Below are 400 nucleotides of genomic sequence, written 5' to 3' on the forward strand. Positions count from 1 at the left end.
CCGCCCGGTCGGCCGCCGGTCCGCCGGGAGATCCGCGATCTGGTCCTGCGCCTCGCACGGGAGAACCCGACCTGGGGCCACCGCCGGATCCAGGGAGAACTGATCGGGTTGGGCTACCCGGTCGGGGTGGCCACCGTCTGGCGGATCCTGCACCGCGCCGGCATCGACCCCGCACCCCGCAGGTCCAACACCTCCTGGCGCACATTCCTACGCACCCAGGCCTCCGGCCTGCTGGCCTGCGACTTCTTCACCGTGGACACCGCGTTCCTGCAACGGATCTACGTGTTCTTCGTCGTCGAACACGCCACCCGCCACGTTCATGTTCTCGGGACCACGAAGCACCCGACCACGGCCTGGGTCACCCAGCAGGCACGGAACCTGCTGATGGACCTCGACGAGT

Annotated in this window: 1 protein-coding gene; it reads left to right on the forward strand. The window is 69.0% G+C overall.

Annotated features, from left to right (window positions below; translation table 11 throughout):
• Nucleotides 1-400, forward strand: a 400-nt coding sequence (locus tag AC559T_RS17155; RefSeq protein ID WP_498869387.1) for an IS3 family transposase, incomplete at both ends; no start/stop codon positions are given.

Origin of the sequence: Frankia sp. Hr75.2, from assembly GCF_949319125.1 — a bacterium.
GTDB classification, from domain to species: domain Bacteria; phylum Actinomycetota; class Actinomycetes; order Frankiales; family Frankiaceae; genus Parafrankia; species Parafrankia soli.